The organism is Vibrio sp. 10N.222.48.A3 (assembly GCF_041475345.1).
Lineage (GTDB): Bacteria > Pseudomonadota > Gammaproteobacteria > Enterobacterales > Vibrionaceae > Vibrio > Vibrio tasmaniensis_A.
In genome coordinates, this window is record NZ_JBFRVX010001346.1 from 1 (window position 1) to 930 (window position 930).

A 930-nucleotide genomic window follows, 5' to 3' on the forward strand; every position below is an offset into this window, starting at 1 on the left:
AGGTAAAGGCGTGATCTGATTAACTCCAACAAGAAACAAGTACACAGCCTTAACTTTTATAGGTTGAGATGAGTGTGGCAAATCAAAGCCTTGTAACTTTGCCATTTTAGAACCGACTTCCAGAGCTTTCTTTAGCAATTTATCTTCATTAATGATCTTCGCGGTTTTCGACATATCATCTCCATCATCTTAATCGAATGAACACTGAGTATATCAAACCGAAAGACTCACAAGATTACTTCGCTCTCAGTTTGACGAGTCGCTTTGATAAATTGCAGGTTACGGACTCCAAATACGGAAAAGCCCAAAGTTGTTAGCTTTGGGCTTTTCTTCTAACTGCTGTGGTTAATTACGACAGAGTGATACGACAACCGAGTTTTACAGCGTGATATGCAGAATTGGAAAATCAATCAGGCATCACAACAATACCCATGGTTTCAAGCAACTGATCTTGTTGCCAAGCGACAATCTTAATCCCTGTCGTATCCACTTTACGAGGGTCTAACCCTTCTAATTCCGCATGACACAAGTTAGCCCCCTGCATACTGAATTGCCCCCATACATCTTCGGAGAACACGCCTCGGCTGAGATCAGACTCTTTCAGTGACGCACCGCCAAGGTAAGTCCCTATCCAGCGGTTTTCAAACAACTCACACTTTTCCAAGCAGGCCTGCTCCAAGTTGGCGTATGACAAGTTACAGCCCGTAATATACGCAGAGCAAAAGTACATCCTATTGCTTACTTGATTGGCAAAGTTAGCACGAGTAAAATTCGCTCCTTTTAAATCGCATTCACGCAGCTCAATCCCATAGCAATTCGCATTACTAAAGTTCGCCATCGCCAACTGGCAATTCTGGAAACTTGCGTCTCGTAAATCGGCAATATCAAAGTGGCACCCCTCAATATCGCCTTGTTCAATAAACTTACAGT

At 42.9% G+C, this 930-nt stretch carries 2 protein-coding genes; both read right to left on the reverse strand.

The window, feature by feature from the left end:
• On the reverse strand, positions 1-174 hold a 174-nt coding region (locus tag AB4653_RS26235; protein WP_372105690.1), incomplete at its 3' end, for a DUF5062 family protein.
• Positions 175-406: 232 nt separating this feature from the next.
• On the reverse strand, positions 407-930 hold a 524-nt coding region (locus AB4653_RS26240), incomplete at its 5' end, for a Qnr family pentapeptide repeat protein (protein WP_372105689.1).